32 protein-coding genes and 1 pseudogene are annotated in these 25206 nt (G+C 63.5%); 16 read left to right on the top strand and 17 right to left on the bottom strand.

Going from position 1 to position 25206, the window contains the following annotated elements:
• From RHODMAR_RS04660 to RHODMAR_RS04640, 5 genes are all read right to left on the bottom strand, one after another.
• Positions 1–452, bottom strand: a 452-nt coding sequence (locus tag RHODMAR_RS04660; protein WP_008711808.1) for a GNAT family N-acetyltransferase, incomplete at its 3' end; no start/stop codon positions are given.
• Positions 449–1966 (bottom strand): NAD(P)/FAD-dependent oxidoreductase, encoded by a 1518-nt coding sequence (locus RHODMAR_RS04655; RefSeq protein WP_008711806.1) that lies wholly within the window; start codon positions 1964–1966, stop codon positions 449–451. The genes RHODMAR_RS04660 and RHODMAR_RS04655, both read right to left, overlap by 4 nt.
• Positions 1963–2700: a class I SAM-dependent methyltransferase gene (locus RHODMAR_RS04650; RefSeq protein WP_008711804.1), complete on the bottom strand. Its 738-nt coding sequence runs from the start codon at positions 2698–2700 to the stop codon at positions 1963–1965. The genes RHODMAR_RS04655 and RHODMAR_RS04650 overlap by 4 nt, the downstream gene beginning before the upstream one ends.
• A complete protein-coding gene (locus tag RHODMAR_RS04645) occupies positions 2697–2930 on the bottom strand; it encodes an RNA-binding S4 domain-containing protein (RefSeq protein ID WP_008711802.1) in 234 nt (77 codons plus the stop codon). Before RHODMAR_RS04645 ends, RHODMAR_RS04650 begins: the two co-directional genes overlap by 4 nt.
• Before the next feature lie 43 nt (positions 2931–2973).
• A complete protein-coding gene (locus RHODMAR_RS04640) occupies positions 2974–5211 on the bottom strand; it encodes a heavy metal translocating P-type ATPase (protein WP_008711800.1) in 2238 nt (745 codons plus the stop codon).
• Between the two features lie 237 nt (positions 5212–5448).
• Here RHODMAR_RS04640 and RHODMAR_RS04635 point away from each other — a divergent pair, with 237 nt between their 5' ends.
• Positions 5449–7179 carry a cutinase family protein gene (locus RHODMAR_RS04635; RefSeq protein WP_008711798.1) on the top strand — a complete coding sequence of 577 codons (1731 nt, stop codon included), beginning with the start codon at positions 5449–5451 and terminating at the stop codon, positions 7177–7179.
• Between the two features lie 88 nt (positions 7180–7267).
• On the opposite strand, the gene RHODMAR_RS04630 is transcribed toward RHODMAR_RS04635, so the two are convergent.
• The 3 genes from RHODMAR_RS04630 to amaB are packed head-to-tail and all read right to left on the bottom strand — an operon-like array spanning position 7268 to position 10521.
• Complete coding sequence (locus RHODMAR_RS04630; RefSeq protein WP_008711796.1) at positions 7268–7699, bottom strand: hypothetical protein; 432 nt, start codon at positions 7697–7699, stop codon at positions 7268–7270.
• A 55-nt stretch (positions 7700–7754) separates the two neighbouring features.
• Positions 7755–8969: a hypothetical protein gene (locus tag RHODMAR_RS04625; protein WP_157225982.1), complete on the bottom strand. Its 1215-nt coding sequence runs from the start codon at positions 8967–8969 to the stop codon at positions 7755–7757.
• 16 nt (positions 8970–8985) lie between these two features.
• Complete coding sequence (amaB, locus tag RHODMAR_RS04620; RefSeq protein WP_008711793.1) at positions 8986–10521, bottom strand: L-piperidine-6-carboxylate dehydrogenase; 1536 nt, start codon at positions 10519–10521, stop codon at positions 8986–8988.
• Positions 10522–10645: 124 nt separating this feature from the next.
• Between amaB and lat the strand changes: the two genes are divergently transcribed.
• The gene (gene lat, locus RHODMAR_RS04615) at positions 10646–11974 is read left to right on the top strand and encodes an L-lysine 6-transaminase (RefSeq protein WP_008711791.1); all 1329 of its coding nucleotides are present in this window, start codon (positions 10646–10648) and stop codon (positions 11972–11974) included.
• Here lat and RHODMAR_RS04610 read toward each other — a convergent pair.
• Positions 11971–12297, bottom strand: coding sequence for a hypothetical protein (locus tag RHODMAR_RS04610; protein ID WP_008711789.1), 327 nt, complete (start codon positions 12295–12297; stop codon positions 11971–11973). The two genes, lat and RHODMAR_RS04610, sit on opposite strands and share 4 nt — an antisense overlap.
• A 47-nt stretch (positions 12298–12344) precedes the next feature.
• Positions 12345–13199 carry a LysR family transcriptional regulator ArgP gene (locus tag RHODMAR_RS04605; protein ID WP_442970027.1) on the bottom strand — a complete coding sequence of 285 codons (855 nt, stop codon included), beginning with the start codon at positions 13197–13199 and terminating at the stop codon, positions 12345–12347.
• A 75-nt stretch (positions 13200–13274) separates the two neighbouring features.
• Between RHODMAR_RS04605 and RHODMAR_RS04600 the strand changes: the two genes are divergently transcribed.
• The 4 genes from RHODMAR_RS04600 (at position 13275) to RHODMAR_RS04585 (ending at position 15287) form a co-directional block, all read left to right on the top strand.
• A complete protein-coding gene (locus tag RHODMAR_RS04600) occupies positions 13275–13892 on the top strand; it encodes a LysE/ArgO family amino acid transporter (RefSeq protein WP_008711786.1) in 618 nt (205 codons plus the stop codon).
• A gap of 94 nt (positions 13893–13986) precedes the next feature.
• A complete protein-coding gene (locus RHODMAR_RS04595) occupies positions 13987–14340 on the top strand; it encodes a PLD nuclease N-terminal domain-containing protein (protein WP_008711784.1) in 354 nt (117 codons plus the stop codon).
• A gap of 36 nt (positions 14341–14376) precedes the next feature.
• A complete protein-coding gene (locus RHODMAR_RS04590) occupies positions 14377–14898 on the top strand; it encodes a mycothiol transferase (RefSeq protein ID WP_008711783.1) in 522 nt (173 codons plus the stop codon).
• Positions 14895–15287 (top strand): VOC family protein, encoded by a 393-nt coding sequence (locus RHODMAR_RS04585; protein ID WP_008711780.1) that lies wholly within the window; start codon positions 14895–14897, stop codon positions 15285–15287. Before RHODMAR_RS04590 ends, RHODMAR_RS04585 begins: the two co-directional genes overlap by 4 nt.
• A 4-nt stretch (positions 15288–15291) precedes the next feature.
• On the opposite strand, the gene RHODMAR_RS04580 is transcribed toward RHODMAR_RS04585, so the two are convergent.
• Together RHODMAR_RS04580 and RHODMAR_RS04575 are read right to left on the bottom strand one after the other, a co-directional pair.
• On the bottom strand, positions 15292–15678 hold the full coding sequence (locus RHODMAR_RS04580; RefSeq protein WP_008711779.1) for a VOC family protein: 387 nt from the start codon (positions 15676–15678) through the stop codon (positions 15292–15294).
• Between the two features lie 19 nt (positions 15679–15697).
• Positions 15698–16075, bottom strand: coding sequence for a VOC family protein (locus RHODMAR_RS04575; RefSeq protein ID WP_008711777.1), 378 nt, complete (start codon positions 16073–16075; stop codon positions 15698–15700).
• A gap of 84 nt (positions 16076–16159) precedes the next feature.
• Between RHODMAR_RS04575 and RHODMAR_RS04570 the strand changes: the two genes are divergently transcribed.
• From RHODMAR_RS04570 to RHODMAR_RS04555, 4 genes are all read left to right on the top strand, one after another.
• Positions 16160–16984, top strand: coding sequence for a helix-turn-helix transcriptional regulator (locus RHODMAR_RS04570; RefSeq protein WP_232433577.1), 825 nt, complete (start codon positions 16160–16162; stop codon positions 16982–16984).
• A 114-nt stretch (positions 16985–17098) separates the two neighbouring features.
• On the top strand, positions 17099–18169 hold the full coding sequence (gene mraY, locus RHODMAR_RS04565) for a phospho-N-acetylmuramoyl-pentapeptide-transferase (RefSeq protein ID WP_008711773.1): 1071 nt from the start codon (positions 17099–17101) through the stop codon (positions 18167–18169).
• Between the two features lie 31 nt (positions 18170–18200).
• A complete protein-coding gene (locus RHODMAR_RS04560; protein ID WP_157225981.1) occupies positions 18201–18413 on the top strand; it encodes an oxidoreductase in 213 nt (70 codons plus the stop codon).
• A gap of 51 nt (positions 18414–18464) precedes the next feature.
• Positions 18465–18914 carry a MarR family winged helix-turn-helix transcriptional regulator gene (locus tag RHODMAR_RS04555; protein WP_042937989.1) on the top strand — a complete coding sequence of 150 codons (450 nt, stop codon included), beginning with the start codon at positions 18465–18467 and terminating at the stop codon, positions 18912–18914.
• Positions 18915–19004: 90 nt separating this feature from the next.
• Here the strand turns inward: RHODMAR_RS04555 and RHODMAR_RS29375 are convergent, their stop codons facing one another.
• Entirely contained in the window at positions 19005–19127 is a 123-nt protein-coding gene (locus RHODMAR_RS29375) for a hypothetical protein (RefSeq protein ID WP_269744617.1), read from the bottom strand.
• Positions 19128–19267: 140 nt separating this feature from the next.
• On the opposite strand from RHODMAR_RS29375, the gene RHODMAR_RS04550 reads away from it, so the two are divergent.
• Together RHODMAR_RS04550 and RHODMAR_RS29555 are read left to right on the top strand one after the other, a co-directional pair.
• Positions 19268–19642 carry a cupin domain-containing protein gene (locus RHODMAR_RS04550; RefSeq protein WP_008711766.1) on the top strand — a complete coding sequence of 125 codons (375 nt, stop codon included), beginning with the start codon at positions 19268–19270 and terminating at the stop codon, positions 19640–19642.
• Positions 19639–20040, top strand: a pseudogene (locus tag RHODMAR_RS29555) (GNAT family N-acetyltransferase); the annotation flags it as partial. The gene RHODMAR_RS04550 and the pseudogene RHODMAR_RS29555, both read left to right, overlap by 4 nt.
• A gap of 57 nt (positions 20041–20097) precedes the next feature.
• Here RHODMAR_RS29555 and RHODMAR_RS28925 read toward each other — a convergent pair.
• Together RHODMAR_RS28925 and RHODMAR_RS04540 are read right to left on the bottom strand one after the other, a co-directional pair.
• Complete coding sequence (locus RHODMAR_RS28925) at positions 20098–20283, bottom strand: hypothetical protein (RefSeq protein ID WP_042937988.1); 186 nt, start codon at positions 20281–20283, stop codon at positions 20098–20100.
• Positions 20284–20390: 107 nt separating this feature from the next.
• On the bottom strand, positions 20391–20834 hold the full coding sequence (locus RHODMAR_RS04540) for a MarR family winged helix-turn-helix transcriptional regulator (RefSeq protein WP_008711761.1): 444 nt from the start codon (positions 20832–20834) through the stop codon (positions 20391–20393).
• Between the two features lie 59 nt (positions 20835–20893).
• Here RHODMAR_RS04540 and RHODMAR_RS04535 point away from each other — a divergent pair, with 59 nt between their 5' ends.
• Both RHODMAR_RS04535 and RHODMAR_RS04530 read left to right on the top strand, forming a co-directional pair.
• On the top strand, positions 20894–21421 hold the full coding sequence (locus RHODMAR_RS04535; RefSeq protein WP_008711757.1) for a phenolic acid decarboxylase: 528 nt from the start codon (positions 20894–20896) through the stop codon (positions 21419–21421).
• 1 nt (position 21422) lies between these two features.
• Entirely contained in the window at positions 21423–21878 is a 456-nt protein-coding gene (locus tag RHODMAR_RS04530; protein ID WP_008711755.1) for a DUF3237 domain-containing protein, read from the top strand.
• Between the two features lie 82 nt (positions 21879–21960).
• On the opposite strand, the gene RHODMAR_RS04525 is transcribed toward RHODMAR_RS04530, so the two are convergent.
• Positions 21961–22392, bottom strand: a complete 432-nt coding sequence (locus RHODMAR_RS04525) for a PPOX class F420-dependent oxidoreductase (protein WP_008711753.1) — start codon at positions 22390–22392, stop codon at positions 21961–21963.
• Between the two features lie 238 nt (positions 22393–22630).
• Between RHODMAR_RS04525 and RHODMAR_RS04520 the strand changes: the two genes are divergently transcribed.
• Complete coding sequence (locus RHODMAR_RS04520) at positions 22631–23851, top strand: IS110 family transposase (RefSeq protein ID WP_008711751.1); 1221 nt, start codon at positions 22631–22633, stop codon at positions 23849–23851.
• A 443-nt stretch (positions 23852–24294) separates the two neighbouring features.
• Positions 24295–24582, top strand: a complete 288-nt coding sequence (locus RHODMAR_RS04515) for a hypothetical protein (protein ID WP_157225980.1) — start codon at positions 24295–24297, stop codon at positions 24580–24582.
• Positions 24583–24818: 236 nt separating this feature from the next.
• On the opposite strand, the gene RHODMAR_RS28920 is transcribed toward RHODMAR_RS04515, so the two are convergent.
• On the bottom strand, positions 24819–25206 hold a 388-nt coding region (locus RHODMAR_RS28920; RefSeq protein ID WP_008711749.1), incomplete at its 5' end, for an AMIN-like domain-containing (lipo)protein.

The raw sequence follows: 25206 nt of genomic DNA, 5'->3' as shown, positions 1-25206 counted from the left end.
TAGAAAGTGCTCGACGGATCCACCACGTAGTCACCGAACGGCGGTACTTCGACGAATCCGTGCCGGACGTACAGCCGGCGGGCGGCCGCGAAGTAGTCCTGGGTCCCCGTTTCCAAGCTCACCCGCAGATGACCGCGTCGACGCGCCTCGCCCAGAGCGTGAGTGAGCAACGTCGAAGCAATGCCGCGACCGCGGGCCGAAGCGGCCGTACGCATCGACTTCAGCTCACCGTGAAAAGCCGTGAGTTCCTTCAGCGCAGCAATTCCCAACAGCCTGCCCGCCTCCCACGCCGTCCACACGCAGATATCCGCTCCGCGTAAACCGGATGAATCGAGGGCATGCACGCTCTCGGCAGGCGAGGTCGCGTGCATGTCCGCGAGATGCTCGGTCAGCATCGACTGCACCGCGGGACGGGTGAGATCATCGACCTCGATCCGCAGATCACCACTCACCTGTTGAGGAGCTTCTCGATCGCGTCGAACATCTTGAATCGTCCACTTGTCGGCACTGTTTCGATGTCGTGGCCGGCGATGCCCCAGCTCGACAGCAACGTGTTCGCAGCCTGCAATCCGGTGGTGGCCGCGCGTTCCATCAGAGCCACCGGCAGGTCGATGCGGATGCCGTCGCCGGCCAGTACCAACGCCGGCTCCGGGGTGCGGACGGTGGGGCGTTCGGCAAAGGCACCGAGGCCGAACATGGGGCAGTCGTCGCGCCACTCGGATCGCTCGGCGATCACCTCTGCGTCAGCAGTTTCCGGGTAGATCTCGTGCATCCGATCCATCAGCTGCGCACGGGTGACCTCCTCCGACTCCTCGGCGGCATAGGCGTGTAGTTCGACGACGGAGCCGCCGGTGCGCGCGGCCCATTGCGCCGCCTCGTCCTCGAATCTTTCGAGCACACTGATGTTGTCGATCGGGGGCATGCCGCCGGTGCCGATGAAGGCGGGTCTATCGGCGTTCACCGGCTTGCTCAACCAGACTCGGTGGACCAGGAACGGGGGTGTGTTCTGCAGCGCAGCAACCTGTTTGCGCCAATCGGACGTGCCGAGCTCAGGTGACTGTTCGAGCACCCGTTGCAGTCCGGCGATGTCGGTGGCGAGTACCACGGCGTCGGCATCGATGATGCCGCCCGCGTCGACGCGGAACTTGCGCAGACCGCCGCGGGTGATCTCACCACACGGCGTGGAAGTCCTGATATCGACGCCGAGGCCGGTGAGATAGTCCCCCAACGGATCCCACAGTGCCTGCGGGTATGCGTCGCGTGGAACATCGAAGATCAGCCCCTCGGAGGAGCCGAGGAAGTAGATGTGGAACATCATCGCCAGCTCGGCTGCTGACATCTTCTCGGGATCGGCGAAGAAGCTACGCGAGAACACGCCGAACGCCAAGTGCCGAGCGGCCTCGGGAAAGTTGATGTTGCGCAGGAACTCTGCGGCCGGGGTGGTGTCGAGCTCCTCGAACGTCTTGGGCACACTCACCGTCATCAACGGCAGGGCGGCGATACCGTTGAGATCGGTGAGATCCTTCCAACGGAACGTGGGACTGCGCTTGACGAATGCGAATGCGTTCAGCGGTGGTGTCTCCGGCAGTCCTTTGAATCCGTCGATCCTGCCATCACCGTCGATCAGTGGATAGTCGTCGACCGGACGCAACCTGGCCAACTCGGGATCGGTGCGACGCAACAGATTTCGCAGGTTGTAGTACTGCCGGAAGAACGCGTGAAATCCGCGGCTCATCGTCGCGGGTGAACCGTCTTCGAGCGTCGTATCCCACCCGCCGACGCGGCCACCGAGGTAGCTTTCGCGCTCGACCAGATGTACCTTCACGCCGCGCTCGGCCAGTGCGGTCGCGGCGCTCAGGCCAGCGATACCACCGCCGACGACCACCACGTGCGGCACGTCCGCCAACTGACCCGCATCGGAATATCCCTGTGGTGCAGCGTGGGTGACTTTCTTGGCGTCGGTCAACGCTCTTCCTCCGCGGGACGAGAGCCGAGGAAGGTGTGCACCACACCGTTCTGCCATCCGGTCATCGTTTCTCTGGCGACGCCGGTGTAGCCCGCGCGCTGCATCCGCCGCATGAACGCCGATGCGCCGTCGAAGGTGACGACGCTCCGCCACAGGTGGCGGTACAGGGTGGCGTCGCGCGTGGCGAGCCAGCCCAGCGGAATGATGATGCCCCAGCTGACCACGTTCCAGGAGATCCTGGCCCGGAGCGAATCGTGTACCGAATACTCGTGAAATGCGATCGTCGAGCCCCGACGCAACAGCGCCAGAAGCGATTTCAGCTCGGTATCGGGCTCGTCGACATTTCTGATGAGGTACGCAGCCAGGATCGCGTCGAACGGTCCGTCGACGCCGTTGACCGCCAGATCCTCGACGCGTGAGTGCACGAACGTGACGTTCGACGGCCAGTCCTTGCTACGAGCAACCTCGAGCATTTCGGCGGACGCGTCGGCGGCGACGATCTCGGCATGCGGGGCGGCCTCGAGTAGAGCGGCAGTGGATGCACCCGTACCGCAACCGATGTCGAGCAGGCGCAGGCCGGCACCGAGATCCGGGATCCGTAGGCGCTTGGCCGACGCGAGCAGGTGTTCGTGATAGCCGGGGTTCGCTCCGACGAGTCGGTCGTAGGCCTTCGCGCCGACGTCGAATGCTCCGGGAACTTCGTTGCGCGGCAGTCCACTCTTACCGACCTTCACAATGCCTCTTCCTTGCTTACGCGGGCCGAGGGCCCACCCTGGACCGATACGACGTCACCGTGGTGCAACTGCCGTCCGCGCCGCAGATCGACGTCCCCGTTGACGCTCACCACACCGTCGGCGATGACGCCCTTGGCTTCGGCACCCGATTCGATGAGATTGGCGAGCTTGAGGAATTGGCCCAGCCTGATCGATTCGTCGCGGATGGGGACATCGTGTACGTCGGACATGTCTCCATCCTGTACTAGCGAGCCGCTCGCTGCTACCGACGAGTCACATCGAGGATCGGAATCTGCGCAGTCGAAGGCTGTTGCTCACCACGAACACCGAGGAGAGCGCCATCGCGGCACCGGCGAGCATGGGGTTGAGCAGGCCCGCAGCGGCCAGCGGTATCGCAGCGACGTTGTAGGCGAAGGCCCAGAACAAGTTGCCCTTGATGGTGCTCAGGGTGCGGCGCGAGAGCCGAATGGCATCGCCGACGGCCCGCAGGTCTCCGCGCACCAGCGTCAGGTCGCCGGCCTCGATCGCGACATCCGTACCGGTGCCCATCGAGAGCCCCAGATCGGCCGTGGCCAGCGCGGCCGCGTCGTTGATGCCGTCGCCCACCATCGCCACGACCTTGCCCGACGCCTGCAGTTCACGGACGACGTCGACCTTGCCCGACGGCAACACACCTGCGATCACCTGGTCGATTCCTACCTCGGCGGCAATCGTGCGAGCAGCTGCCTCGTTGTCTCCGGTCAGCATGACGGGCGTCAGGCCCAGTGCCCGGAGTTCTTCGATGGCCTGCTTCGAGCTCGGCTTCACCGAATCCGACACCACCAGCACGCCGCGAGCCGAGCCGTCCCACCCGAGGGCGACGGCGGTGCGTCCCTGGGCTTCGGCGGCGTCGAAGGCATCGGCGAGTTCCGCCGGCAGGGGCATCGATCGATCGACGAGCAGCGAACGACGGCCGATGAGCGCGGCCCGACCGTCCACGGTGCCCTGCACCCCGAGCCCCTCGAGGCTGGCGAAGTCGTCGACCGTCAGCGATGGATTCGCTCCCGCGATGGCCCGCGCGATCGGATGTTCCGAACCCGACTCGAGAGCAGCAGCAACGGCGCGGACCGTGTCCTCGTCCTCTCCGTCGGCCACGTACACCGAATGCAGTGTCATATCGCCTGTGGTCACGGTGCCGGTCTTGTCCAGCACGACGGTATCGATGCGACGGGTGGATTCGAGAATTTCGGGGCCCTTGATCAGAATCCCGAGTTGTGCGGCCCGTCCGGTGCCGACCATCAGCGCGGTGGGCGTGGCCAGTCCGAGCGCGCAGGGGCACGCGATGATGAGGACCGCGACCGCAGCGGTGAACGCGGCAGCACCGGAATTGCCTGTGAGAAGCCAGAATCCGAGTGTGGCGACGGAGACTGCGATGACGATCGGCACGAAGATCCCGGAGATGCGATCGGCCAATCGCTGCGCCTGCGCCTTCCCGGTCTGCGCGTCCTCCACCGCCTTCGCCATCTGCGCGAGCTGCGTATCCGCGCCGACTCTGCTCGCCCGCACCGTGATTCGACCGCCGACGTTCATGGTTGCACCGACCACCGCGTCGCCGACGCCGACCTCCTCGGGTACGGATTCGCCCGTCAGCATCGATCGGTCGACGGCCGTGGATCCACTCTCGACGGTTCCGTCGGTGGCGATCTTCTCACCCGGGCGAACGACGAACAGATCGCCGACGGCCAGCCGATCGACTGGAATCTCCTGTTCCCGATCATTTTCGAGCAATGAGACGGTCTTCGCCCCGAGGTCCATCAGGGCGCGGAGCGCCGCCCCGGCCTGGCGCTTGGATCGGCTCTCGAACCAGCGACCGGCCAGGATGAAGGTGGTGACGCCTGCCGCGGCTTCGAGGTAGATGTTGCTCGCCCCATCGCTCCGCGCGATCGTGAACTCGAACGGATGCGTCATGCCGGGCATACCTGCAGTTCCGAAGAACAGTGCGTACAGCGACCACCCCAACGCCGCGAGGGTTCCCATACTGACGAGGGTGTCCATGGTCGAGGTGCCGTGTCGCAGATTGGTCCAGGCGGCGCGGTGGAACGGCAATGCTCCCCACACGACGACGGGAGCCGCGAGCGTCAGCGACAGCCACTGCCAGTTGGTGAACTGCAATGCCGGGATCATGGCCATCGCGATCACCGGCAGGCTGAGCACTGCCGAGACGATCAGTCTCTGTTTCAGCGGATCGACGGCCTGTTCGACCTCGGCGGGTTCGGCGGCCGGCAACGACGCGGTGTATCCGGCGGCTTCGACGGCGGCGATCAGATCCTCGGTGGCCACGCCGGCACTGGTGACACGCGCCTTCTCGGTGGCGTAGTTGACCGTGGCCGAGACCCCGTCGAGCTTGTTCAGTTTGCGTTCGATGCGATTTGCGCAGGACGCACAGGTCATGCCGCCGAGAATCAGTTCGGTTTCCTGGCTCGTGGCCCGCCCACCGGTGGGTGCGTCGAGGTCCTGCCGTGCGAGGTTCATGATAGCTACCCTACCCCCCCAGGGTATCTATTCGGTAGTCCCGGATCATCGGCCAGCTGTAACGGGTCACCTCACGGGCTCCGGTCCAGTGTGAATTTCATCGATGTCATTCGTGCGTCGAAAGTCATGCGCAGGACGGTGAATCAATAGCTTTGTAACGCGAACGAACCCGCGGACGAAATGCCGGGTAGCCCACTGGCAACTGCAGTCGGGAAAATCGGTGTCGGGCCGTGAGCGATGGGGATCGAATACATGAATGTTGGCAAGTCGAAGCGAGCGCGCGTTGCGTTGAGCGCTTTCGCAATCGGAGCACTCGGCGCCGGGGTTGTCGTCGCCGCACCCTGGTCGACGTCGACCACCAGCACCGAAGCCTCCATCGAACTGGTCTCGACGGCAACGTGCTACGACATGGTCAGCATCGCGATCGGCGGCCGCGGCGACACTCCCCGCGAGGGCGTCAAGTGGCTCACCACGCCCGACGGCGAGCGATTGCCTGCCGCGATGTCCGGTGACTACTCCAGCGACTGGATCGACCAGGTTGTGCGAGCTCCCAACAACGGCAACGTCGTTCCGGACTCCTACGCGGCTGTCTACGTCGAGTACCCGGCCGACATGGCGAGCTACGAGAACGCCGTGCAGACCGGCGTCACGAACTCCCAGACCATCATGAAGTCGATCACGGCGTCCTGCCCCAAGACTCGCTTCGCCATCGTCGGCTACAGCGAAGGCGCGGACGTCGCTCGCCGCACAGCCATGGAGGTCGGCAACCAGGTCGCCGATGCCGACGGCCAATACGGAATCGTCGATCCATCCCAGGTCGTCGGTGTGGTTATCCTCGCCGACGCCGGCCGCGTCGCAGGAGAGGGACCGTTCCCCGGTGCCGACAATCCGTTCGGCAATCCCGACGGCTTCGACACCAAGTACCAGAACGGCAGCTCTGCAGTCTCCGGCCAGGGCGCGTTGCCCGGAACCTCGGGCGGCTTCGGCGCACTCGACGGCCGAGTTGCGTCCTTCTGCTCCGAGGGTGACCTCACCTGCGCCCTGCCGGAGAACACGTCGCTGCTTCACCTCGCTGCCAACCTCGGCCGACAGGTCAACGCCGATGCGTTGGAAAAAGACAATTTGACTCCCGCCACTGGAGCGGATCTGGCTCTCGCCTTGGGCCGCATCGCAGTCAATGCCTTCAACGACATTGCTTCGCAGCCCAACTGGATGCAAAGCGACGAAACATTCCTCGACGTGCTGATCAAGGTGTCCGAGCCCAACTACAAGCCCGGCACCGTCACTACTCCCGTCTCGGCCGAGGTCGACGGCGAGCAGGAACCGATCGAAACCGGTCAGATGGTGGACATGGTGTATCTGCCGCAGAAGATCTTCCGCGAGATCACCGGCTTTCTTTCCTCCAACCAGAACACCGTCGCAGTTGTGATGAACGACCCCTACGGACTGACCCTCGGGCCAGGCTCGGGACACCACTTCGATTATTGGCGTGACGCGGACGTGGCCAACGGCAAGCCCTTGACCTCGGCTCAGTACGCCGGAGCCTGGTTGACGGAGCTGTTGGAGGAGGCCAACAAAGGTGAACCGGTGAAGACCAAGGAGGTGCAGGAGAAGGCGGGACGTGCGGCGGTCCAAGCGATCACGGCGTCCGTGACAACCACCTCGGCAACGCCGACGGCCACGACGACTGCACCTGTCACCTCGAGCCCGGTCACCACCAGCCCCGTCACCACCAGCCCCGTCGTGACGCCGGTACTCCCGGCCGCGCCGGCACCCGCTACCGAGGCTCCGGCAACCGAGGCTCCGGCCACCGAGACGGTGACGACGCCCGAGTGCACAATTCCCGTCGAGGGTGAGACCCCCGTCGAGGGAGCACCGCCGGTCTGTGTCACCACGACCGAAACGGCTGCTGCGACGGCATCCGAGACCGTGGTTCCGACCACCACCGAGGTTGTACCTGCGGGATAGTCCACTACGCAGAACGCTCACGAGCCCGTCCACCGCAGTCATCGGGTGGGCGGGCTCGTGTGTTTTCACATCGAGAGTGCGGCGGGACTCAGGCCGTGCCGCGCAGCTTCCCCCGGACCACGATGCCCACGATCAGAAGCACGAGAGCCACGAACACCACCATCGACGGTCCGCCACGGTCGAGACCGGTCAGCGCCGGAAGCGGTGCAAGCAGCGCAAGCGCCAGGGGCGGAATAGTCAGCGCGCCGACGCCGCCGCTGTACCAGAACCCCTCGAGTCGTTCCCAATCAGAACAATTCTGGACTCGGTCCTCCACATGCACCATGACTATCGCCAGCGGTACAGCCACGATCAGCCACAACAGCGGGGACAACGGCAGACCCACCCAGCCCAGAAGCGCGTCGGTGATGAGCGTCGCGCCGAAAAACGAAGGCAAGAACATCGAAACGGCGAGCAAGAACCCCAATGTCGCGTCGGAGACATCGTCGGGCAGACCTGTGTTCCCGCTGTCATCGGACATCACCTGCAGGCTACGGCCACGGTGCCCAGACCGGTCGGGCGTTTCGGGCGAGCCGCTATCTGCGACGCAGCAACCACACCCCGGCCGCGCAGACCGAGAGCACGACGAGGCCACCGACGGCCAGGGCGGTGTCGTTCGGCTGTGAACCGCCGAGAATGTCGTCGCCCGCCCACGGCATCGGCGCTCCGGAGCTCACCAGATAGACCGTTACCGTCAGCGGCATGGTGAACGGGACAGTCATGCCGATGGCCAGCGAGGTGGGAGCCGTGGGCAGGGCGCAGACCACGACGTAACCGGCAACCAACGGCACCGCCCACAGCGCGAGCGAGGCGGGGAGATCACCGAGAAAAGTCTGCGCGAGGTTCGCGGCCGCGACCACCAGGAGCGCGAGAAGTCCGAGGTAGATCTGCGGGAAGCGGTAGGCAATCAACCCGCCTGCGGCCAGCAACAGCACCGTGAATCCGAGCGAGGCGTAGGACTTGTCGATGACGTCGAGGGTGCCCACCCCGCCCGCCCACGAAGCGAACAACACGAGGATCAGCGAGCCGTCGCGTTTCGGTAGGAGCCAGGCAGCAACGAGCGCCGCGACGGTGAGCCCGGCGAGCGCGAGGAACCATACGAGGCTGCTGTCGCGATATTCGGTGGTCCACCAACCGAATCCGCCGGCCACTAGTGGCAATGCGACACCGACCGCGAGAGTGCGAGTGCTCGCCTGCGAGGTTGCAACCGACGAGGTTCGATATCCGGCAACGAGAAATATCGCGGCGAGAACAGCCAGGGCAACCGCCATGGCTGCCCTCTGGGGCACCACCGCATCCTCGGGCCCGACGACCTCCCAGGCGAACTGGGGCCCGGACGAGCTCGTCAGGAGCGTTCCGAGCTCGGCCCCCACCCGAGCGGCGGCGAGGATTCCGAGCGCCAGGACCGCCTGCGCCCCGCGATGGGATGCCGTCAGGATCGCCGACGCACCGAGCAGCACTCCAACGCTCAGCGCCGCTGCCCAATCGCCCAGCAATCCCGACGCCATACCGAGAGACTCGAAAACGATCACCAGCAGCGCCGCCACCGCGATCCACAGGGTGGCTCGTCCACCCGAGCGGGCCAACACCACTGCACTGACCGCTGCTGCGATGGCGAGCACCACCACACCGTCGAGAATTGCCGACGCACCGAAGCCGAAATCGTTGTACAGGAGCGGCTCTCGCAGTGCCATCACACTGATCGAATAGCCGACGGTGAGACCGGCCAAGAGCATCGACAGAAGTTTCATACTGCCGATCATGCCGTCAGCCGAATTTCACTCCCTGCGCCAGGGGCAGTTCGTTGGAGTAGTTGACCGTGTTCGTCGCTCGACGCATGTAGGCCTTCCATGCGTCCGAACCGGATTCACGGCCGCCACCGGTCTCCTTCTCGCCGCCGAATGCCCCGCCGATTTCCGCGCCGGAGGGGCCGATGTTGACGTTGGCGATACCGCAGTCCGAGCCGGCAGCGGACAGGAAGCGCTCCGCCTCACGGAGGTCCATGGTGAAGATCGACGACGAAAGACCCTGCGGCACATCGTTGTGCAGTGCGATTGCCTGGTCGAGGGTGTCGTACGTCAACACGTACATGATGGGAGCGAACGTCTCGTGCTTGACGATGTCGGTCTGCGTAGGCATCGTCACGATCGCGGGCTGAACGTAGAACGAGTACTCATCCACCACGTTCACCCGCTCGCCGCCGACCACGACGGTTCCGCCGTCGGACACCGCGGCCTCGAGCGCCTTCTGGTACCCCGCGAACGCGGTGGCATCGATGAGCGGGCCCACCAAAGTGTCACTGGCCAGGGGAGATCCGATCGAGAGCGTCTGGTAGGTAGAGACCAGCTTGTCGACCAGTTCGTCCGCGACCGAGGAATGCACGATGACGCGTCGCAGCGATGTGCAGCGCTGACCGGCCGTGCCGGCCGCCGAGAACACCAGTCCACGCGTCGTCAGATCGAGGTCGGCCGACGGCGTCACGATCGCGGCGTTGTTTCCGCCCAGCTCGAGCAACACCCGGCCGAATCGTCCGGCAACCCGAGGCGCCACGGCCCGGCCCATTCTCGTCGAACCGGTTGCCGATACCAGTGCAACCCGCGAATCGTCCACCAAGGCTTCGCCGGACGCGCGGTCGCCGATCAGCAACTGAGCGATCTTGGGGTCCACCCCCACAGCCGCAGCAGCACGCTCGAACAGTGCCTGCACTCCGACGGCGGTCAGTGGAGTCTTCTCCGACGGCTTCCAGATGACGGTGTCTCCCGCGACGAGCGCAAGAGCGGTATTCCAACTCCACACGGCAACGGGGAAATTGAAGGCCGTGATGACGCCGACGACACCGAGGGGGTGCCACTGCTCCATCATGCGATGCCCGGGGCGCTCGGTGGCAATCGTGTTGCCGTACAGCTGACGCGAGAGGCCGACGGCGAAGTCGCAGATGTCGATCATCTCCTGCACTTCACCGAGCCCCTCCGAGACGATCTTTCCGGCCTCGATGGACACCAGCGCGCCCAGGTCCTCCTTGTGTACTCGCAGCAGCTCGCCGAGTTCTCGGATCACCTGTCCCCGGGCCGGGGCAGGCACCTGCGACCACGACACGAACGCGGTGTGCGCGTCGGCGATGACACCGTCGACGTCCTCGGCCGATGCACAGGTCAACGACGCCAGGTTCCCGCCGGTGATCGGCGAACGAGCGATGATCGCGTCCGGTCCCGCGGGGGCGTCGAGCGCAATCGTCGCACCCAACCGGTCGAGGATGGCGCGAGTGCGCACACTCAACTCGTCGTGGGTGATGGATACAGACATGCGCGTACACCTTCCGTGCTGAGAACCGAACCGTCGGAGATGAGCCTACCGATGATGGTGAGGACCGTAATATTTCCTGTCATATCGACTTGCTTACGGAATATTAACGCGTATCTTCGACCTTATGACGCAAGTATTACAGTGCGCAGCAGAATCCATCGGTGCCCACACGGTCCGCGACGTGATCGGGAAGCACCTGCTGGCCGACGGTTTCGAGCTGGTCCTCGACCTCGATGCCTCGGCCGGATCCACCCTGGTCGACGCCAGGAACGGCACCCGGTACCTGGACCTGTTCACGTTCTTTGCGTCCAACGCGCTGGGCATGAACCATCCGGCCCTGATCGACGACCCGGAGTTCCGGGCCGATCTGATGCAGGCGGCGATGAACAAGCCGAGCAACTCCGACATCTACACCGTTCCGATGGCTCGATTCGTCGACACGTTCGCCCGGGTCCTGGGTGACGATCGGCTCCCCCACCTGTTCTTCGTCGAGGGTGGCGCGCTGGCGGTGGAGAACGCGTTGAAGGTTGCGTTCGACTGGAAGTCGCGATGGAACGAAAGCCACGGCCTGGATCCGTCTCTGGGCTCGCAGGTCATGCACTTCGAGCACGCGTTCCACGGTCGGTCCGGCTACACGATGTCCCTCACCAACACCGACCCGAACAAGGTCGCACGCTTCCCGAAGTTCGACTGGCCCCGAATTCCCTCGCCGTTCATCCGGTCCGACGCGAACATGGACGAACTCGAGGACGCGTCGTTGGCTGCCGCCCGGCTGGCCTTCGAGGCCAACCCACACGACATCGCCTGCGCCATCATCGAACCCATCCAGGGTGAGGGCGGCGATCACCACTTCCGTCCCCGCTTCCTGCAGAAGCTGCGCGAACTCTGCCACGAGTTCGACGCCTTGTTGGTCCTGGACGAAGTACAGACCGGAGCCGGAATGACGGGCACCGCATGGGCTTTCCAACAGCTGGGCGTCGTCCCGGATGTCGTCGCCTTCGGCAAGAAGGTTCAGGTCTGCGGCGTCATGGCCGGCGGTCGCGTCGACGAGGTCGCGGACAATGCCTTCGCCGTCAGCTCCCGCATCAACTCGACGTGGGGCGGCAACCTCACCGACATGGTGCGCTCGCGTCGAATCCTGGAAGTGGTCGAATCGGAGAAGCTCATCGACCGCGCAGGTGAGCTGGGCACATCGTTGCTGACGATGTTGCAGGAGTTGGCAACTCGACACACGACGGTCTCCGAGGTACGAGGACGCGGTCTGATGTGCGCCTTCTCCCTGCCCGACGCCTCCACCCGCGACCGAGTGATCGACCTGTTGCGCACCGAGGAACACGTGCTGGCCCTCGGCTGCGGCGACGCGGCAGTGCGATTCCGGCCGGCACTGACCATCACCGAAGCCGAACTGACCCAGGCAGTGGAAGCCATGGATCGGGTGCTGAGCAGGCTCTAGCGCTCGGGCTCGATATCCCTCTGCGACAGACGAATCTGCGATGCCGGAATGACACCGGGAAGGAAAAATAAGTACTCCGGCGACTCCCGGAGGTCACTGTCGTCGACACCGCTGACTTCCCAGACGTCCACCGGACCACCGGTGTTGTTCATGCCCACGAACCAGTCACGTTCCCACTCCGAGGCCGCCAAGAAGCAGCCTTCCTGCTCGGGACGCCTGCTGCCGGCAATACCGCGAGCGGCACCCATTCGACGCCAGTCGAGTCCGTGCATCTGAATCGACTCGCGATTGAGCACCGATGTGACGTGATAGCGAATGGTCATCGACACAAACTAGCAACGGAACATGCAGCGGTACAGCGATTTATCGACTACAACAGCATTGCCTCAGCACCTGCGGCGACCGCATCAGCCGCACGCTGGAGTGCAGGTGACGACAGCGACCACTGCTGCCAGTACAGCAGCACGTCGTCGATTCCGTTGTCGTCGAAACACTTCAGCGAGTCGCGTGCCTGAAGATCCGGAATCATTCCCCATCCGAAACCTAGATCCACGGCCCGCGCATAGTCCGCCGACGCCGGCACCAGATGCCTCGGTGGTTCGTGGGGATCGACGCCTGAACGCTGTAAGTAGATGTCCTGTAATCGGTCGTCGGCATCGAAGACGACTACCGGCGCCGCGCGCAATGCGTCGGCCGTCACCCCTGCAGCGAACCATCGTTCGATGAATTCCGGGGTCGCAGACGGCCGGTAGCGCATTGCACCGAGGCGTCGAACTGTGCAGCCACGCACCGGGTCTGCCACCGAAGTTATTGCCGCGGAGACGATCCCATCGTGCAGCAGTTGAGCGGTGCGATCCTGATCCTGCCGATGCAGGTCGAAGGTCGTCGTATCGGTCAGTGGGGCGAGCGCAGGCAACACCCAGGTCGCCATCGAATCTGCGTTGACCGCAAGGGAGATGGGTGCGGCGATGCCGTCGTCGTTCAGTTCGGCTCGAGCCTGGTCGGTCAAGGTGTCGATCTGGCGCGCCAGACGAAGTACTGCAACACCGGACTGGGTAGCCACCACCGGTTTGCTGCGCTGGACGAGGGTTCGGCCCAACGACTGCTCGAGCGACTTGATCCGCTGGCTCACCGCCGACGGCGTCACGTGCAGCGCGCGGGCCGCAGCCTCGAAGGTTCCACCGTCGACCACTGCCCTCAAGGCTCTGAGCTGCTCGATCTCCACAATATGAAGGTACGCTAATCGATACTGAAATACATTCGCTGGCCCTAATCTCCCAGTGGTTCTAGCGTTGCGGTCATGACCTCGCTTGCCGCCGCACAATCGACCCTCACCGGCTTGGGCGTCGGACTGTCCCTCATCGTCGCGATCGGTGCGCAGAACGCGTTCGTGCTGCGCAAGGGCCTGCAACGCACCCACGTGCTGCCGGTGGTGGCGGTGTGCGCTCTCTCCGACGCGGTGCTCATCCTCGCCGGGGTGGCAGGAATCGGCGTCCTCGTCGATCGCTTCCCCGTCGCTCTACGTGTCGTGACCGTGCTCGGCGCACTGTTTCTGCTCGTCTACGGATTGATGGCGCTGAACCGTGCCCGCAATCCCGCTGCCATGGCGGCCGAAATGACCGGAGGCGGCTCGCTGATCGCTGCCCTCGCCACGTGCCTGGCACTGACCTGGCTCAATCCGCACGTCTACCTCGACACCGTGGTGTTCCTCGGCTCGATCGGAAACCGTCAGCCGGGCGAACTGCGGTGGTGGTTCGCGCTCGGTGCCGTACTCGCCAGTGTCGTCTGGTTCACCGCGCTCGGCTACGGATCACGCGTGCTCAGTCCGCTGTTCGCGAGACCAACGGCCTGGCGAATCCTCGACCTCGGGATCGGCGTCATGATGCTGACGCTGGCGGCGCTGCTGGTGTTCGGCTGAACCCGCGCCGCAGAAAGCTTGATCGACGGTACAACGAGTGATCTGATAGTCGCGAATGACCGACCGCATGGTCTGACAACCCTGGAGGAATTCCGTGCCGTACCTCGGCCTGTTGATCATGCTGCTGGGCATCTTCTGCCTGATCGACGTCATCACCGCCGATGACTCGAGCATCCGCTACCTACCGAAAATTGTGTGGTTGCTGCTGGTCATCGTCTTGCCGCTTGCCGGGTCCCTCGCGTGGCTCCTCGTCGGACGACCCGACGGCAGCAGCATCTGGGGTGGGGGCGGAGCACCACGGACTGCGTCGGCATACCCCGAATACGACGCCGAGCACGGCCTTGTCGCCGCTCAGTCGCAGGAAAGTGGCGAGGAGTTCCTGCGCCGTTGCCGCGCCCGCGCCGAAGAGCAGCGCCGCATCGGCCGCGAGAAGCGCCGTAGCGAATGAGAGTGCAACCCTCAGTGCGCGACGAATAGGGAAACCATGGCCGATCTGACGACATTTCCCGAGCCGAACTCGGCGCTCTCCGATCCCGCGCATCTGTTTCGCGAGTATCTGCGCTTCTACCGCAACGAGCTGGTTCGACGAATCACAGCGTTGAGCGGCGATACCCTGACCACCTCCGCCGTCCCGTCGGAGTGGACTCCGCTGCAGATGCTGACCCATCTGGTGCACATGGAACAGCGCTGGTTCGTCTGGGGATTCCTCGGCAGGGCCGTCGACGCCCCGTGGGGAGACCACCAGGACGGCCGCTGGCACGTATCGGCCGACATCGACGCCGAGACCCTGCTGGCGAGGCTCGACGACGGTGCCCGCCGCACCGACGAGGTACTGCGCTTACATCGGATGGACGAACTGGCCACCCTGGGTGGACGATTCACCGAGGAGCAGCCGACGCTGATCTGGATCTGCTTCCATGTACTCCAGGAATACGCCCGCCACCTCGGCCACCTCGACGTCGCCGTCGAGCTGGCAGGCGGACCGACAGGTGAAGGAACGACATGAGAATCAACATCACCAACGTCTTCGTCGACGATCAGGACAAGGCACGGAAGTTCTACACCGAGGTACTGGGCTTCGTCGTCAAGCACGACATCGCCATGGGTGGGACGGATCGCTGGCTCACCGTCGTCTCGCCGCAGGAACCGGAGAGCACCGAGTTGCTGCTGGAACCCAGTGGTCATCCCGCTACCGGACCGTTCAAGAATGCGCTGTTCGCCGACGGCATCCCGTTCACTCAGTTCGCGGTGGACAACGTTGCCTCAGAATACGATCGGCTGATCGAGCATGGCGTTCGATTCACCCAGCAACCGACCGAGATGGGTCCGGTGATCACAGCGGTGTTCGACGACACCTGCGGCAACCTGATTCAGATCATCGCACCGGCGAATTGACCCCTCAGGCGTTCGCGTACAGATCGACGGTGGCGCCGTCGGGATCGTGCACGACGGCATAACGCTGTCCCCAGAACGCATCCCAGGGTGCCAGGTGCCCGGTGAACCCGGCCTCGGTCACGGCCGTCCATGCCGCGTCGACCCCATCCGCCGTCCCACAGTCGAACGCGAGAGCAACACGGTGGCCACCGCTGGGCGGCGTCCACGTCGGGTCGAACGAGGTGATGGTCGACGGCAGGTCGAACAACAGCCGAACACCACCGAGGTCCACCTCCACGTGCTGCTCGGCATCGGCGTCCGCTGGAATGTCCAGTCCCAGAACTCGGTAGAACGCCAGAGCTGCGGCCATATCGGCGACGATGATTTCGATTCCTGCCAGGCGCGGTTTCACAACGAAGAGGTTAGACCGATCAACCCCAGTTGGCGGCATTCGTCAGGCAGAACGGATGGCCAGCTGGGTCGAGCAGCACTCGCCACGTCTCACCCGGCTGCTCATCGGGCAGCGTCGCACCCAGCTCCACGGCTGCCGTCGCCGCGGAGTCGAGATCCTCGACCGCTAGGTCGAAGTGAAACTGCTTGCTGCCGTGAGCATTCGGCCATGGCGCCGGCTGGTAGTCGTCGACTCGACCGAATCCGAGCGCACTGCTCGGACCCTGCAGCATCGCGTAGTCCTTCTCCGCATGTACGACGCTCCAGCCCAGCAGCGACGACCAGAAGCTCGCGCTGGCCTCGGGGTCTGCACAGTCCAGGGTGACCATCTTCAGCGTGGCCACGGGTGTCTCGGTCATGGTGTGTCTCCTCCTCGGTGTTGTCGAACTCTCGGTGTTGTCGAACTCTCGGTGTTGTCGGACCAGACTCCTACACTGACGCGCGTGCCGGATAGGAAAAACGCGACAGCCACCCAGGCCGGCGTCCTGCGACCCGACCAGCTGGCACAGCACGTCGAACTCCAGCGGTTGCCCTGCTCGCGGTCGTTGGAACCGTGGGTCGAGAACTACTGGCTACTGCAGTGGGATCTACCGTCCGGCACCTGCCATCGCAGCTCGACGCTTCCGCACCCGGCCTGCACGCTGAGCGTCGAACACGGCCGGACCCGAGAAGGCGTCGTCGAACCGGTGGTCGTGACAGGAGTGCTCACACGCCGCTTCGACGTCGAGCTCGCCGAGTCCGGTTGGGTATTCGGAGTCAAGTTCCGGCCGGGCGGCTACGCGGCCTTCACCGGAACCGTGGCACGAACCCTGCGCGACGTCCCGGTGGCCGAACCCACTCCCTTTCGCGTCGACACCGTCGATGCATTGGCCGAGCTGGGCGGTCATCTGGAACCGGATCAGTGCCGAACCGTCGTCGACGCGGTTCTCGCGCCCTACGCCCGAGAGGTGGATCCGGAGTACGACGCCGTGCTCGACATCATCGCCGCCATGCTGACCGATCGAACACTGATTCGCGTCGCACAGGTGGAACAGCGATGCGGTGTCGGGACACGTCGATTACAGCGGCTGTTCGAGCGCTACGTCGGTGCGACGCCCAAGTGGGTTCTCGGACGGTATCGAATTCACGACGCACTGAGTGAGCTCGATAACGGCTACTCGGGTCCGCTGGCAGACCTCGCGGCGCGATACGGCTGGTTCGACCAGGCGCACTTCACTCGCGAGTTCACCGAGCTCGTCGGCGTACCACCCGGTACGTATCAACTGTGAATAACACCTTCGTCACGCAATGCGACTTTTGGCGATTCGTTTGGCACAGTATTCCGCGGTGCTCGGTAGCACTGGGTGAGCACAGCAGCACAAAGGAAGAGTGGGCTTCAACGCATGATCAACATTCTCGTTGCCGGTGGTATCGCGCTGGCGGTCTCGATTTTGTTGACGCCATTTCTCATCGCGCTGTTCACTAGGCAGGGTTTCGGCCAGGAGATTCGCGTCGAAGGCCCGGCAAGTCACCAAGCCAAGCGGGGAACGCCGACGATGGGCGGCGTCGCGATCATCGTCGGTCTGTGGGCCGGCTACCTCGGCTCCCATCTCGTGTCGATGGGTGGTGACGGGCCGTCGGCGTCTGCACTGCTGATCCTCGGCCTCGCCACTGCGCTCGGCGGCGTCGGTTTTCTCGACGACTACATCAAGCTCCGCATGAAACGAAGCCTCGGCCTCAAAGCGACCGGCAAGTACGTCGGACAGATCACTGCCGCGGTGATCTTCGCAGTCCTGGCGCTGCAGTTCCGCAACGGGAACGGGCTGACTCCGAGCAATCTCGAACTCTCGCTGGTACGCCAGTCCACGTTCTTCACGATGGCTCCGATCGTGTTCGTGCTGTTCTGTGTGTTCCTCGTCATCGCATGGTCCAATGCCGTCAACCTCACCGACGGGCTCGACGGTTTGGCGGCGGGTTCGATGACCCTCGTCCTCGGTGCGTACACGGTGATGACGTTCTGGCAGTACCGGCAATCGTGCGCGACCAACTCCGTTGCCGGGTGCTACCAGGTCCGCGACCCACTCGACCTCGCAGTCGTCTGCGCCGCAGCTGCGGGAGCCTGCATCGGATTCCTCTGGTGGAACGCAGCTCCCGCCAAGATCTTCATGGGCGATACCGGTTCCCTCGCCCTCGGCGGACTGCTTGCAGGACTGTCGATCGTGAGCAAGACCGAGCTGATCGCCGTCGTCTTCGGTGCCCTCTTCGTCGCCGAAACTTCCTCCGTCGTCATCCAGGTCGCCTCGTTCAAGACCACCGGCAAGCGGCCGTTCCGAATGGCACCGATTCACCACCACTTCGAGTTGGCCGGCTGGGCCGAAACGACGGTCATCATCCGGTTGTGGCTCTTCGCGGCCATCGCGTCGGCGCTGGGACTCGGGTTGTTCTACAGCGAATTCCTCGCCGCAGTCGGGTAAGAATTCCAGTATGAGTTATTACGATTCGGGGATGACCGACGAAGTGTCTCCGGTTGCCAAGGTCGACGCTCTCGCCGCGGAGCTCGAACATCTCGATGCTCGACGCGTCGCCATCGGGGTCGAACTCGTCAACCTTGAATTCGGCCTCGACGGAGACGCCAAAATCCGCGCGACGGAGGTCTTCCACAGCGACTACCTGGGACGACTCTTCGCGTTGGTCGACGAACTGCGCACGGACGAATAGGGCGACTTCACTCTTGACCTGAAGTCCACTCGAGGTTCTACTGTCGTCTTCATGACGACACAGAAGCCCATGCAACCACCCGAGTTACAGCCCATCGGATTTTGGACTGCGCGCGCCGGCGAGGCGATACGAACACGAATTCGGGCTGCGCTCCGCGAGATCGGCGTCAGTCAACCCGAATGGTGGCTCCTGCATCAGATCTCGCTGCATCCTGTGGGAGCCGAGCGCGAAGCAACGATCGAGAAAATCGGCCACAACGACACCCCGGAAGCCATCGTCGACGCAATCGATTCCGCGACCGCCAAAGGCTGGATCGTCGAATCGGATTCACGAGTGAAGTTCACGCCGACAGGTGCCGAAAAGTTCCGGCAGGCAGCGGACATTCAGCAGATGCTGCAGGACGAACGTATGCACGGCATCCGTCGAGACGATTACGTCACCACCATCGAAGTGCTGCAGCGAACAATCCAGAACGTCGGAGGCGACGCCTGGCATTGGTGATGGTCGGGTGCGCCGATATTGGCTGACGGGTACTGCGATCGAGGGCCCGAGGAACGCGTCGAATACGGGCAGAATCGTCCAGGTCCGTAGTCAAAAGATTTGCGCCGAATCGTCCGCGACGAGTGCGTAATTGATCCGCTGCGGGCGGTTCTCCCACAGCAGGTAGCCGACGAGACCGAGCGAGAGCCCGACGAGCGTCCACACCTTACGCATCGCGTCGGGCCTGACGAGCAGCCACTGTGCATGTGGCCGTAGACCAGAACGTCACGGCGGCATTGCGCTTCTCCGTGTCCTGTGGCGTCGCCGTAGAATCCGAGAGACCCGAACTCGACCGACGATGAAGGGCAGAACCCATGACCAGCGGCAGGGACGTCGAAGTACGCAACGTCGTCGACGCACTGAACAAGATCGACAAGCCCTGGCAACCCCACCGACTCGTGAGCATCAACGATTACGACGTCAAAGTAGTCAAGCTGCTCGGCGAGTTCGTCTGGCACACGCACCCGGACACCGATGAGATGTTCTTCGTCCAGAACGGTGAACTCACCATCCAATTTCGCGACCGCGACGTCGTTCTCGGGCCCGGTGACGTCTTCGTCGTCCCGGCAGGCGTCGAGCACTGCCCGAAAGCCGACGAGGAAGTGTCTGCTCTGCTGTTCGAGCGATCGGGCACCGTCAACACCGGAGATGCAGGCGGCGACAGAACCTCCCAGGTCAGAGAGTTGTGACGGGGGTTCTACTGCGACCCGCTGTCCGGTCCGACGCCGACTTCCTGTTCTCCATGGCATCCGATCCCGAGGTGGTCCGCTGGGTGGGAAGCAGAAAGCCCTGGAGTAGAGAGTATTTCGATCGGCGCTTCGCACAGGCCCTGAGTGCGACGGGCAGCCACGAGCCGGACCTACCGAGGTGGTTCATCGGCACAACCGAGGATTCACAGCCCGTCGGTTTACTCAGCCTCGTTCGCCGATCCGATCACCACGAGGTCGGCTATTGGGTGCATCCCGACCACTGGGGTCACGGCTGTGCCGGCGAACTGGTGATTCACGCACTGGACCATGCAGCCGATCTGCCATTGGCAGCGCAGGTGTATCACGCAAACGGTGCCTCTCGTCGCGTGCTCGAGCGGGCAGGGTTCACCCTCGTCGACGACGGCGAGCCCATGACTTACCGTCGACGCATCGGTTCACCACTTCCTGATCGGGCGGGGACGAACGGTGGTGTTGCCGGTCGTGACGCCGCGCACCATGGGACGCATCAGAAACTGGTGCGGAAACCCCATGTCGATGGCACTGACCGCCTCTAGTTTGTCGAGCTGGGATTCGTCGAATTCGACATCGAGTGCAGAGATGTTCTGCTGCAACTGTTCCACGGTCCGCGCCCCTCGAGAGCATCTGGACGGCACTCAATGTGACATTTGGTGGCCTTTTCGGGGGTCAATGGCACATCGAGTGGACTCCAGGATGCCCGTCGGGGTCGTCAGGATGGTCGGCGAGACAAGATTGCAGTGATCTCGGCCAATGCGGGGATTGCCGCTGAGAGTGCTCGGCGATTGTCCGGTGTCAGTTCGTCGAGGGCGTCGGAGAGCACCTGCGAGCTGACCGCGTCGTACTCGGCGAGTAGGTGCACTGCCTTCGGTGATGCTGTCAGGGTGGCACTGCGCAGGTCGCCGGATGAGATCGATCTTTCGACGAGTCCCGCGTCGACCATCGCTTTGATCAGGTTGCTCACGGTGGATCGGGCGAGGTTCAGGTGTGCGGCGAGGGCCCCGGGGCTCATCGACGGCCTATCGGTGAGGGCTCGCATGACCTCGATGTGCGAATCCGGGATGTCGGGTAGTTGCGCGGCTTCTCGGGTCGCGCGAAGCAACGAACGCCGCAGTGGTCCCAGTTGCCGACCGAGCTCGATTGCGGTGGAGTGCATCGTTCGATGATCGCACAGATAGTTTTGCCGCAAACATAGTTTTGTGACAAAATGGCCTGATGAACGAAAACACCACAGTCCAGAACCCGATCCCGACTCAAGACCTCAGCGGCATCGTCGGACACCGCTTCATTTACACCTATGCGAACGACTGGCAGTACGAGATGTACGTCAAGAACGCGACGACCATCGACTACCGCATCCACACCGGAATGGTCGGAGGACGATGGGTCAAGAACCAAGAAGTCGACCTCGTACAACTCGACGACGACGTCTACAAGATCTCCTGGAACGAGCCCACCGGAACATCCGTCGTCGTCAACGTCGTACCCGGCAAGCGCCGCTTGCACGGCACCATCTTCTTCCCACAGTGGATAGAACTCGACGGAACGAAAACCGTTCTCTACCAGAACGATCACCTCGACGAGATGCGCACGTACCGTGACGCCGGACCGACCTACCCCATCTACGTCGTCCCCGAATTCGCCAAGATCACTCTGTTCGAGAACGTCGGCGTCGACGACGAGACCATCGTGTCCGTTGCGCCGGCAGACCTGCCCGACGGGTTCGCGGACAGAACGAACTGACGTGCCTCCCGAACTCGTCTTCGTCGCGCATCTGTCGGTGACGGTGGGCGAACCGATCGATCTCGGGCAGGTAGGCGATGGTCACCGTCGCATCGTCCCGATCCTCGGCGGGACCGTCGACGGCCCCCTGATGCGCGGCCGGGTTCTCGCAGGTGGAGCGGATCACCAAATTCTTCGCTCCGACACACTCACCGAACTCGACGCCAGATACGCACTCGAGACGGATGCCGGCGAACGAATCTCTGTACACAACGTGGGCATACGCAGTGGCACCAAGGAGGACATCGACGCGCTCGTACGCGGAGAACCTGTCCCCGCCGATCGAATCTACTTCCGCAGCCAACCCAGACTGTCGTCAGCCGCGAGCCGCCTCGCATGGCTGACCGAACAACTCTTCGTCGGCTGCGGCGAGCGCTTACCGAGCTCGGCCGAACTGGACGTGTATCGGATCACCTGACCGTGCTTGCTCGTGCACTCAATGTGACCTTCGGTGGCCTTTTCGGCAGTCAATGGCACATCTAGTGGACTTACAGGGGCGGTCAGGCGATGGACTGGCCATAGACGTGTGTCACGGCGATGGTCACCAGTACTCGTCGATCGGCAACCATGGCTGCCCGGTATTCGTTCCAGTCGGGGTGCTCACCGGCCACGGCGCGGTAATAGTCGACCAGTGCCTCGATTTCGGGGCTGTCCGGTGAGGTACCCGGGCCGGTGAGGGTGACGGCTCCTTCCGCCGTTGCCCATGCCTTGTTGTCGGCGCTGGCCACTTCCAGCGCAGCCCGTGGATCTCGGCGCAAGTTCACCGTTTTCGCTCGGCCGTCGGTGACCGAGATCGAGATGGTGCCGGCGGCTCGATCGTAGAAAACCGCCACCGGGGACAGCTGCGGAAGTCCGCTGGCTTTCACGGTGGCAAGCACGCCGATGCGGCTTTGTTCGAGAAGGTCGTGAGGATCGAATCCGCTACCGGTCATGATTTCCTTAACGTCATTGCCGGGCAGCGCGGAACCTGAGAAGTAGGTTTCAGAGTGCCTGGGGACATCGGGTATGGCTCTCTTTTTTTCGCTGTTCGGATGGCCGGAAGGGAATGGCCGCCTGGTGTCCTCGACGACTCGACCGCTCATTGAGAGACGCGACCTGATCGCTGATTAAGGACACGACGGGGCAGTCGTCCACCAGGTACCAACGACTCGACGACGGCAAGGGGTACATGTGCAATATCTCTGGGTGGGAATCGACGCAGGGAAAACTCACCACCATGCGGTGGTAATCGACACCGACGCAACACGACTGCTGTCCCGTCGGGTGCTGAACGACGAGGCGGTCCTGAAGACACTGATCGACGATGTGCTCGACATCGCCGACGGTGGCGAGGTGGTCTGGGCGGTGGACTTGAATTCGGGTGGGGCTGCGCTTCTGACGGCGATGCTCGCCGCAAGTCAGCAAACCCTGATGTACATCCCTGGCCGCATCGTGCACCACGCTGCCGGTGGGTATCGCGGCGATGCCAAGACTGACGCTAAAGACGCGGCGATCATCGCAGACCAGGCGCGGATGCGCCGCGACCTACAACCAATGCGAGTGGACGACGAGATCGCGGTCGAGCTCGGCATTCTGACATCGCGCCGAACTGATCTGATGCGGGACCGCACACGATCGCTCAACAGGCTCAGAGCACTTCTGAGCACCTACTTCCCAGCATTGGAGCGCGCGCTCGACCTCAGCAACGTGAAGGGTGCGCTGATCCTGCTGACCGGATATCAAACCCCCGGCGCGATCCGCACAACCGGTGCTGCGAAATTGGAAGTGTGGTTGCGGAAGCGCAAGGCGTACAACGCGAATGGCCTTGCGGCCCTGGCGACGGAAGCGGCTCTAGCGCAGACGATCCTGGTGCCGGGGGAGGCCATGGCCGCACAGGTCGTCAGCTCAATGGCCACCGACGTACTCGACCTTGGGAGACGGGTGGCCGACCTCGACCGCACTATCGAGGCCGTGTTCAAGCGTCACGCGACGTCTGAAATTCTCGAATCCATGCCGGGGATCGGTCCTCTTCTTGGTGCCGAGCTGGTTGCCGCGACCGGTGGAGACGTCTCGGTCTTCGGAACCGCGGACCGGTTCGCCGCAGTGGCCGGCCTTGCCCCTGCACCGCGAGACTCGGGCCGGATCAGTGGAAACCTCAGACGCCCGCGCCGGTATGACCGGAGGCTGCTGCGAGTCGCGTATCTGTCAGCCCAGCTCAGCGTACGAAGCTGTTCCGAGTCGAGGGCCTACTACGAACGAAAGCGGGCTGAGGGTAAACGCCACACTCAGGCCGTGCTGGCATTGGCACGGCGACGGTCGAACGTGCTGTGGGCAATGCTGCGTGACGGAACGCCATATCGACCGGGGTCGTCGGCCTCCGCAGGCGGGTGCGGTACACCCGCTGCCGCTTGATGTGGGGCCGGCCCCTGCGGTCAACAAGCAACATCGCGGACGACCACCACCACCACACAGTCCAATATCGGGGACAAGTACGTCGGCATCGATATCCACTTCGAACTCGATGGATGCCGACGCATCCTGGCCGACGGCTTCACACCATTGGCCGCGTCCGTCGCGTTCCTCGACTCGATCGACAGCGCCACCGGCTAGGCACCTCGGCTGCATGCCTCCGACGATCACAGACGGGCGTGGTGGGGCTTCTATACTGGCGTTGAATGACGGGACATGGGAATGAGGTTGATTGCCAGGTGTGGCGGACACGTCGACGGTATCCGTTCTCTTAGTTTGGATCTCACGCCGATTGCCGTCGGCGGCGGACGCGCGATGTCCGCGCCGACAACCGATTTCTGAGCTCGTCCTCATCTGCAGCGATGTGCGCGGGCTAGCCTGAGGCGGTGAGTAAATATCTGGCCGAAGCTGGTTTCAGCGAGTGCGTGAACGCTGGCGTCTGCGGCGCTGAATTTGACGCTTTCTTCTTGAGAATAGGTATCGGATTGCTTCTGTTTTGTCTCTGGTTCGGTCTCGCTATCTATGTGTCCGCGGCTGCAGGGCCACCTCTGACTGCGCGGCGTACGGCGATTTCGATTCTGACAGCTTGGCTTGTGCCGATCATCGGTTCGGCATTTTTCTTCTGGTACCGAGAGGACGCGCGTCAGGACAACTGGCAGCCACCCATGGCGTAAGCAGCGGTAACAGTTGCCCTGTTGGGTACCAATTGTCTTCGTCTCAGCTGTATACCGAGAATTCCTCCGTCGATTCCACGCGTTGCAGAAACCGGGTGTAGTTAGATACAACTTTTCGGGAATCTGCCCATTCGGCCTGACCGTCCAGGAGTCTGCTGGTCTGTGGTGAAGGCAGCGGTACTGATGCGAGCAAACGAGGTCGGCTGCAGGCTTCACAGCGTCCCTACGATCGAGAGTCAGCGCGCGATAGAAGCTACGACTGCCGCTCCGTTGTCGATGACGGACGGCCCAATCGACACAGTAGGTGTCGACCCGCGCATTCCGACAAAAGTCTGCGAGAGTCCATCGACGGCAGGAAAAGTGAGGGCTTCGACAACGGGGGAGGTCTCCGCCGAAGTCAACCGCTGCGGACCCGTCTCCTGGTCTTTTGCAACCGGGTCGAAACCGGTCAAATCCAGCTGCAAGATACAACTGCCAGCCACCTCGGTGGGGCTATCGGATATGTAAGTGCGGGGATCCTGCACAAACCGACCCGACCAGCCCACAATGCCGTTACCTGAGACTTCGAAGACGACCGAGTCGGCATCCGGGGTGCTTCCCATCGAGACGGACTCGAGCCGGGGC

Source organism: Rhodococcus sp. AW25M09 (assembly GCF_000333955.1).
GTDB lineage: Bacteria > Actinomycetota > Actinomycetes > Mycobacteriales > Mycobacteriaceae > Rhodococcoides.
Note: the sequence above shows the minus strand (reverse complement) of the source record. Positions and strands in the feature narration are given on the sequence as shown.

Excerpts from the sequence above, each read along its gene's own strand:
- RHODMAR_RS04540 (WP_008711761.1), bottom strand. The coding sequence starts at position 20,834 with ATGCACTCCACCGCAATCGAGCTCGGTCGGCAACTGGGACCACTGCGG.
- RHODMAR_RS04625 (WP_157225982.1), bottom strand. The coding sequence starts at position 8,969 with ATGAAACTTCTGTCGATGCTCTTGGCCGGTCTCACCGTCGGCTATTCG.
- RHODMAR_RS04635 (WP_008711798.1), top strand. The coding sequence starts at position 5,449 with ATGGGGATCGAATACATGAATGTTGGCAAGTCGAAGCGAGCGCGCGTT.
- RHODMAR_RS04585 (WP_008711780.1), top strand. The coding sequence starts at position 14,895 with ATGAGAATCAACATCACCAACGTCTTCGTCGACGATCAGGACAAGGCA.
- RHODMAR_RS04535 (WP_008711757.1), top strand. The coding sequence starts at position 20,894 with ATGAACGAAAACACCACAGTCCAGAACCCGATCCCGACTCAAGACCTC.
- amaB (WP_008711793.1), bottom strand. The coding sequence starts at position 10,521 with ATGTCTGTATCCATCACCCACGACGAGTTGAGTGTGCGCACTCGCGCC.
- RHODMAR_RS04590 (WP_008711783.1), top strand. The coding sequence starts at position 14,377 with ATGGCCGATCTGACGACATTTCCCGAGCCGAACTCGGCGCTCTCCGAT.
- mraY (WP_008711773.1), top strand. The coding sequence starts at position 17,099 with ATGATCAACATTCTCGTTGCCGGTGGTATCGCGCTGGCGGTCTCGATT.
- RHODMAR_RS04640 (WP_008711800.1), bottom strand. The coding sequence starts at position 5,211 with ATGAACCTCGCACGGCAGGACCTCGACGCACCCACCGGTGGGCGGGCC.
- RHODMAR_RS04645 (WP_008711802.1), bottom strand. The coding sequence starts at position 2,930 with ATGTCCGACGTACACGATGTCCCCATCCGCGACGAATCGATCAGGCTG.
- RHODMAR_RS04550 (WP_008711766.1), top strand. The coding sequence starts at position 19,268 with ATGACCAGCGGCAGGGACGTCGAAGTACGCAACGTCGTCGACGCACTG.
- lat (WP_008711791.1), top strand. The coding sequence starts at position 10,646 with ATGACGCAAGTATTACAGTGCGCAGCAGAATCCATCGGTGCCCACACG.
- RHODMAR_RS04600 (WP_008711786.1), top strand. The coding sequence starts at position 13,275 with ATGACCTCGCTTGCCGCCGCACAATCGACCCTCACCGGCTTGGGCGTC.
- RHODMAR_RS04555 (WP_042937989.1), top strand. The coding sequence starts at position 18,465 with ATGACGACACAGAAGCCCATGCAACCACCCGAGTTACAGCCCATCGGA.
- RHODMAR_RS04560 (WP_157225981.1), top strand. The coding sequence starts at position 18,201 with ATGACCGACGAAGTGTCTCCGGTTGCCAAGGTCGACGCTCTCGCCGCG.
- RHODMAR_RS04610 (WP_008711789.1), bottom strand. The coding sequence starts at position 12,297 with ATGACCATTCGCTATCACGTCACATCGGTGCTCAATCGCGAGTCGATT.
- RHODMAR_RS04630 (WP_008711796.1), bottom strand. The coding sequence starts at position 7,699 with ATGTCCGATGACAGCGGGAACACAGGTCTGCCCGACGATGTCTCCGAC.
- RHODMAR_RS04575 (WP_008711777.1), bottom strand. The coding sequence starts at position 16,075 with ATGACCGAGACACCCGTGGCCACGCTGAAGATGGTCACCCTGGACTGT.
- RHODMAR_RS04525 (WP_008711753.1), bottom strand. The coding sequence starts at position 22,392 with ATGACCGGTAGCGGATTCGATCCTCACGACCTTCTCGAACAAAGCCGC.
- RHODMAR_RS29375 (WP_269744617.1), bottom strand. The coding sequence starts at position 19,127 with ATGCGTAAGGTGTGGACGCTCGTCGGGCTCTCGCTCGGTCTCGTCGGC.